The following is a 6,453-nucleotide window of genomic DNA, read 5'->3' as shown; positions in this document are numbered from 1 at the left end:
GTGGTCAGTCGCGCAGTTCCCCGCGCCCCTCGGCGGTGTGGGCTGGTCTGTCGGGCGGCGGGTTGGTGGTGGTCAGTCGCGCAGTTCCCCGCGCCCTTCGGCGGTGCGGGCTGGCCTGTCGGGCGGCGGGGCGGCGGGGCTTACGCGCCGCCGCATGCGCTGGTACGCGCCCGGGGCGACGCCGTGGGTGCGGCGGAAGTGGCGGGTGAGGTGGGCCTGGTCGGCGAAGCCGCACGCCGCGGCGGCGTCCGCGGGCGGCGTGCCCGCGTCCAGCAGCGCGCGGGCCCGGTCGACGCGGCGCTGGACGAGCCACGCGTGCGGCGGCAGCCCGTGCACCCGGCGGAACGCCCGCAGCAGCGTGAACGGGCTGCCCCCGCCGACCAGTTCGGCGAGCTCCGCGAGCCCCGGCGGATCGGTGAGCCGCGCGTCCAGCAGCGCCGCCGCCTCCCGCACGGTGCGCGGCTCGGCGCCCGCCCGCGGCGGGTCGTCCGCCCCGGTCGGGAACGTCCCGTGGCGCAGCAGCAGTTGGGCGAGGGCGGCGCGCAGCAGGGTGTCCGCCGCCAGCCGGTCGCCCTCGGACGCGGCGCGGTGCGCCAGCAGCACCGCCCGCGCCGTCGCCGGGTCGTAGGGGTCGGGCGAGGTGAGCAGCGGGACGGGCACCGGCCGGGCGCCCGCGCCCCGCGGCACCAGATCGGCCGCGACCTCGCGCATCAGCGGCACCGGCGGATAGAGCGCGTGGTACGCCCACCCCTCGGGTATCCCCGCGTGGCCGGTGTGCACCGTTCCCGGGTTGACGAGCGCCAGCCCGCCGGGGCCCACCCGCACCTGGCTGCCCTGGTAGTAGAACTCCTCGACGCCCAGCACGATCGCGCCCACCGTGTAGGTGGCGTGCACATGCCTGGCGAAGGTGTGCCGGACGTACCGGGCGGACAGCAGGTCCACCCCGGCCGCGTGCGGATGGGGCCAGTGGCGGGCGTGTTCGGCGGCCGGCATGCCCTCAGCCTAGGACGGCGCCCTCGCCGTCCCCGTCGCGGACGTCGGCCGGGCCGGAGCCCGAGCCGGACGCGGCGCCGTCGCCCGCGTCCCGCAGCTCGGCCGGCCCGCCGCGCGCGGTGTCCGCGTAGGCGAGCAGCTCCGCCGGGCGGCACCCCGCCATGGACTGCACCAGGTGCCCGTCCGGACGGATCAGCAGCACGGTGTGCGCCGCCGCGCCCGGGTAGGCGTCCGCCACCAGCAGCTCGCCGGGGACGGGCAGCGCGCGCAGCGCCTCGCCGAGCTTGGGCATCAGCCCCGCGCCCAGCCAGTGCTCGCTCGCCCACACCCCGGTGCCCGGCGCCACCAGCAGCAGGATGAAGCCGCGGCCCAGACGCTCCGACAGCCGGCCGCGCCGCCCGTCGGCGCCGATCACCGGGACGTCCTCCACCGGTGCGCCGTCCGGGGTGTCGGTGGAGCCGGGCCGGGGCGGGGCGCCGCGCCGCAGGCTGCGGGCGGTGGGCACGGCGAGCGGCGAGTCGCCGTAGACGGGGGCGGCGCCGAGCCGGCCGGTGCCGAGGATGCCCGAGCCCAGCAGCGGCAGATGACGGCTCGTCGACCCGGAGAGCACCGCCCGCCGGGTGGCGTTCCAGCTGCCGGAGGGCCGCAGCAGCGGCAGCACCTGGTCGGCGCCGCGCAGCCGGTTGCCGACGGCGCCGCGCCGCTCGGCCTCGTAGGAGTCGAGCAGGCCGGGCCCGGCGGAGCCGTCCCGGACGAGGGCCAGCTTCCAGGAGAGGTTGGCGGCGTCCCGCAGCCCCTCCTCCAGGCTCTGCATGCCGATGGCGCCGAGCAGATGGGCGGCGTCCCCGGCGAGAAAGCCGCGGCCGCGCCGGAAGCGGCGGGCGAGCCGCTGGTGGGCGGTGTACTCGGCGTGCTGCAGCGGCTCGTAGGGCGGCACCTGCCCGTCGCACCACAGCGCGAGCGCGGCGCGCATCCGGGCGACCAGCTCCTCGGGGGCGTGCGCGCCGGCGGGCGCCGGGACGCGTGCGCCGCTCGGGGCGCCGGGGCGCCGGGCGGGGAGCGTCCAGTCGATCCGCCAGCGGCCGTCGGGCAGCGGCAGCGCGGTGAGTTCGCGGGACGGCTCGGCGGCGCGGGCGCCGCGGCCGCCGGGCAGCGACACCCGCGGCGGGTCGCGGTGGATGCGGGCCTCGTCCGGGAAGGGCAGCGGGGCGGCGACGATCGCGGAGAGCCGGCGGTCCACCGCGGTGCGGCCGGGGAAGCGGATGCCGAGCAGCTTGCGGACGGCCGAGCGGGCGCCGTCGCAGCCCACCACATGGCTGCCGGTCCACCAGGTGCCGCCGCCGGGGCCGGTGGTGTGCACCCGGACCTGGTCGCGGTCCTGCTCGATGGCGTCGACGGTGACGCCGGTGGTGAGGCCGGCGCCGTGCACCGGGCCGAGGGCGTCCAGCAGGCCGCGGACCAGCCGGTTGCGGGAGATGTGCAGCGCCGCCGGGAAGGTGCCGGGCGGCGGGGTGCGGTCCGCGGGGTCGCTGCGCTCCCGGCCCCGCCCGCGCCGGTCGCGCGGCGGCGGGGGCTGGTCGGCGGCGCCGGGGTGCTGGGGCCCGGTGGGGACGGGCAGCCCGGCGTCGCCGGAGGGCAGGTGCTCGCGGGCCAGCTCCTGGCGGCGGCGGAGCAGACGGTACGTCAGGACGGCGGTGCCGTCGGCGAGCACGCGGCGGTAGCCGATGCGGGAGAGGAAGGCGAGGGTGTCGTGGTGCAGGACGGCGGTGCGGGCGTCGTCGGCTGCGGGGGGTTCCGGGGTGCGCTCGAGAAGGGTGACGGGGACGTCGAGGCGGGCGAGGGCGAGGGCCAGTGACAGGCCGGTCGGTCCCGCGCCGACGACGATCACCGGATCCATGCGGGGCTCCTCCGGAGGGGACGGTGAGGGTGCTGGCCGCATCGTAATGGCTGAGAGGGTGACGGTGTGTCAGGCTGCCCGGGCGGAGGAACGGTTCACGCCTCATTGCGCGCGGCACCCCACCGCGTCCCGCGAAGCGGAACGGGTGGGGTGCCGGGGCGGAGGGGGCGGCGAACCGCCCGCCCGCGGCTACCGCGTGATGCTGTCCACCGTGACCGACGCGGTCCCGGCCGTCGTGCCGGACGCGGTGCGCAGCGCGAGCGTCCCCACCAGGGAGCGCCCGTCCGCCGGGGCGGAGGCCGGCGTCAGAGTCGCCGCGACCTTCGCCGAGGCCCCGGTCGCCAGCGAGGTCGGCGCCCCCGCGGCGGCGGAGAGCGTCCCCAGCGAGGGCGCCAGATACGTGTCCGCGTAGTCGTACGCCGTCGAGCCGGACGGAACGGAGTAGGCGTCCACGTACACCGTGTACGTCCCCGCCGCCGGGTTCGCCAGCGTCACCTTCTCGTCCGCCGTGCTGCCCGCGCTCTGGCCGACCATCGCCCCGCTCGCGTCGTAGACGCTCAGGTCGAGGTCGGCCTTGGCGTCGGCGGTCCTCCCGGTGGAGAAGACCGCCTGGGTCGCGCCGGCCGGCACCGCGACGGTGTAGCTCTGCCGCTCGCCGTCCGCGATCGTCGGCCGCAGCGCGCGCTGCGAGCCCACCGAGCCCTGCCAGCTCGCGCCCGCCACCGGCGCGAACGCGTTGCTCGCCGTCCACTCCACCGGCGCGGCCTCGCCGGCCTTCGCCGAGGCGATGTGCGCCGGGTTCGGCGAGAAGGAGGTGCCGTAGACCGTCGCCGCGACCGTGTAGGGGTTGGAGAGCAGCGCCGACGCCCGGGAGGCGGTCGCGCCGATGTTCCAGACGCCCGGGGTCGGGTTGGGGATGCTGATGGTCTTCGCCCGGTTGTAGTCGATGTCGACGGTCGGCAGGCCGTACGGGTCGGAGGCGAAGACCGCGCTGCGGCCGCCTCCGGTGCCGGTCAGGGAGAGCTCCAGGGCGGTGGCGCCCTGCGGCACGTCGACCATCCAGCTCCTGGTCTGGTTGCGGTCCACGCTCCCGGACTTGGCGACCGCGTAGCCGCCGGTCCCCGCGTCGTCGCCGGCCACGACGGTGGCCAGCATCCGGTGGTCGGTGCCGCCGGTCGCCGGGTCGTCGACGGTGAGGATCGCGCTGTGCGCGCCGGACGCCGCCGGACGGCCCGCCACGGTGAACACCGCCGCCTTGCCGCGGGTGAGCCGGATGTGCGACGGGGCCGCGAAGGTGCCGTCGTTGCCCTGCCAGCCGAGCCGGTAGTCGACGGCGCCGGGACGGCCCGTCGTCCGGGTGATCGTCACCTGGTAGGACTTGCGGACGCCGGCCTTGGGCCCGCCGTCGCCGGGGCGGCCGCGGTCGTAGAGGCCCGCGCCGCGGTCCGGGGTCTGCAGATAGCCCGACAGCTCGGTCTTCACCGGGGCGCTGACGGTCCATCCGCCGTCCTCGGCGACGGCCCTGCCGCGGGAGAGCAGCCTCCAGGCGGCGGGCACGTCCAGCACGCCGCTGCCCTGCTCGTACCGCTGGTAGCCGCCGAGGGCGCGGGCGGTGGAGAGCACCGCGGTGCGGAGCTTCGCCGGGGAGGCGTCGGTGCGGGTGGCCTTCGCGGCGGAGAGCAGCAGCGCGGCGCCGCCGGTCGTCTCGGGGGCGGCCATCGAGGTGCCGTTCATCATCCCGTAGCCGGCGGGCAGTTGGTAGCCGGCCTCGGCGACCGGCTGACCCGGCTGCCAGGTCGGCACGGAGCTGACGGCCGCGCCGGGGGCGGCGATGTTCGGCTGGAACCCGCCGTCCTCGCGCGGGCCGCGGGAGCTGAACGGGAAGAGCGCCTCGCGGGCGGCGACCTGCGAGCCGTAGTCGGCGGCCCAGGTCTCCCTGGTGACGGAGGCGGCGACGCCGAGCACCCCGTCGCCGTCGCCGGGCTCGCCGACGGTGTTCATCCCGGGGCCCTCGTTGCCGGCGGAGATCACCAGTTGGACGCCGTAGGTGTCGATGAGCCGCTGGTAGAGGACGGCCCGGGCGTCGGAGGCGTCGTTGAGGGCGGGCAGTCCGCCGATGGAGATGTTGACGACGTCCACGCCGCGGTGCGCGACCAGGTCGATCAGGCCCTCGGTGAGGGCGCTGTAGGTGCAGCCCTCGCCCCAGCAGGCCCGCGCGGAGACGATCCTGGCGCCGGGGGCGGCGCCGGTCATCTTCCCGCCGAAGAGCTTGTTGCCGGCCGCGATGCCGGCGACGTGGGTGGCGTGGGCGCCCTCGGCGAAGCCGATGTTGACGAAGTCGGCCTTCTTGCCGACGTAGGGGCCGCCGACCGGGGAGAGGTCGACGTCCTTGCGGGCCTCGACGGTGAAGGGGATGTCCTCGGCGACGCCGGTCTTCGGGTCGTCGGTGCCGAAGTGCCCGACCTGGTGCCCGGCCTGGTAGGGCAGCATCGCCGGGTTGTTCGTGAAGTCGTGGTCGCCGTCGGTGTCGACGCGGATCCCGCCGCCGGCGCGGTCGTAGAGGACGGCCCAGGAGTCGTCGGTGTCGCCGTCCCGGTTCATGTCGCCGCCGGTCTCGGTGACGGCGGTGGCGGACTCCTTGAAGAGGGCGACGGTGTAGTCGCCCTCGGGGGCGGTGTACTCGGTGCCGCCGTAGCTGAAGGACGGCCCGCTGACGGAGGTGAGCATCGGCAGCCAGCTGCCGTCGCCGTCCAGCAGCGGGTCGGTGGCCGCCGACCAGCCGGTGATCTTCCGCTCGCCGGTGCTGGTGGTGGCGAGCACCGGGTTGTCGACGTCGACGCCGGTGTCCAGGATGCCGATGGTGACGCCGCGGCCGTCGTAGCGGGGGTGCGCCTTGACGAAGTCGGTGGCGCCGATGTCCTTGACCGGCAGATAAGGGTTGGCCGCCGGCGTCTTGGCGTTCGGCGCCGGATAGAGGCCCGCGGCCGACGGCGACGCCGCGGCGGCCTTCTTCCGCTTCGCCAGGTCCTTCTTCGCCTCGGCGGTGCGCCGGGCGGCGCGCGGGTCCTCGGCCAGGTACGGGTAGCCGGGGACGGGCAGCGCGGCGGCGGAGTCGGCCGCCGCGGAGGCGGTGCCGCCGTCGGGCGCGGCGGTGGTGTCGGGGACGTCCACCACCTTGTTGAGCGTGACGGCCTGCGCGGGGGCGTGCGCGACGAGCGTCTCGACCTTCGCCGTGGGGACGCTGGCGCGCAGGTAGCCGAGGCCGTCCTCAGTGCGGCCGACGGTGCCCCCGGCGGCGCGCACCGCGGCGGCGGCGCCCTCGGTGGCACCGGGCTCCGTCGCCATCAGCAGGGTGACGCGGGCGTCGCCGCGGGCCTGCGCGGCGGTCAGCGCGCGCGAGTCGTCGGGGGTAAGCACGGCACCGCCGCTGCCGCTCGGGGCGGCAGCGGCGGGCGGTGCGGCACCGGCGAGGGCGGTGCCGGCCAGCAGCGCAACGGCGGTGGCCAGTCCGGATATTCGGGACATCCGGGAGCGTCTTGTCATGGGGATCCTGTTCAGCGAGC

The 6,453-nt window shown here is 77.0% G+C and carries 3 protein-coding genes; all 3 read right to left on the bottom strand.

The window, feature by feature from the left end:
• Positions 1–72: 72 nt before the first annotated feature.
• Positions 73–993, bottom strand: coding sequence for an AraC family transcriptional regulator (locus BIV57_RS16530; RefSeq protein WP_071657592.1), 921 nt, complete (start codon positions 991–993; stop codon positions 73–75).
• A gap of 4 nt (positions 994–997) precedes the next feature.
• Entirely contained in the window at positions 998–2,890 is a 1,893-nt protein-coding gene (locus BIV57_RS16525) for an FAD-dependent oxidoreductase (RefSeq protein ID WP_071657591.1), read from the bottom strand.
• Positions 2,891–3,079: 189 nt separating this feature from the next.
• Positions 3,080–6,433, bottom strand: a complete 3,354-nt coding sequence (locus BIV57_RS16520) for a S8 family serine peptidase (RefSeq protein ID WP_071657590.1) — start codon at positions 6,431–6,433, stop codon at positions 3,080–3,082.
• Positions 6,434–6,453: the final 20 nt, after the last annotated feature.

Source organism: Mangrovactinospora gilvigrisea (genome assembly GCF_001879105.1).
In the GTDB taxonomy this organism is placed as follows: Bacteria; Actinomycetota; Actinomycetes; order Streptomycetales; family Streptomycetaceae; genus Mangrovactinospora; species Mangrovactinospora gilvigrisea.
The sequence above is the reverse complement of the archived record's forward strand: the minus strand, read 5'-3'. Positions and strand labels throughout refer to the sequence as shown.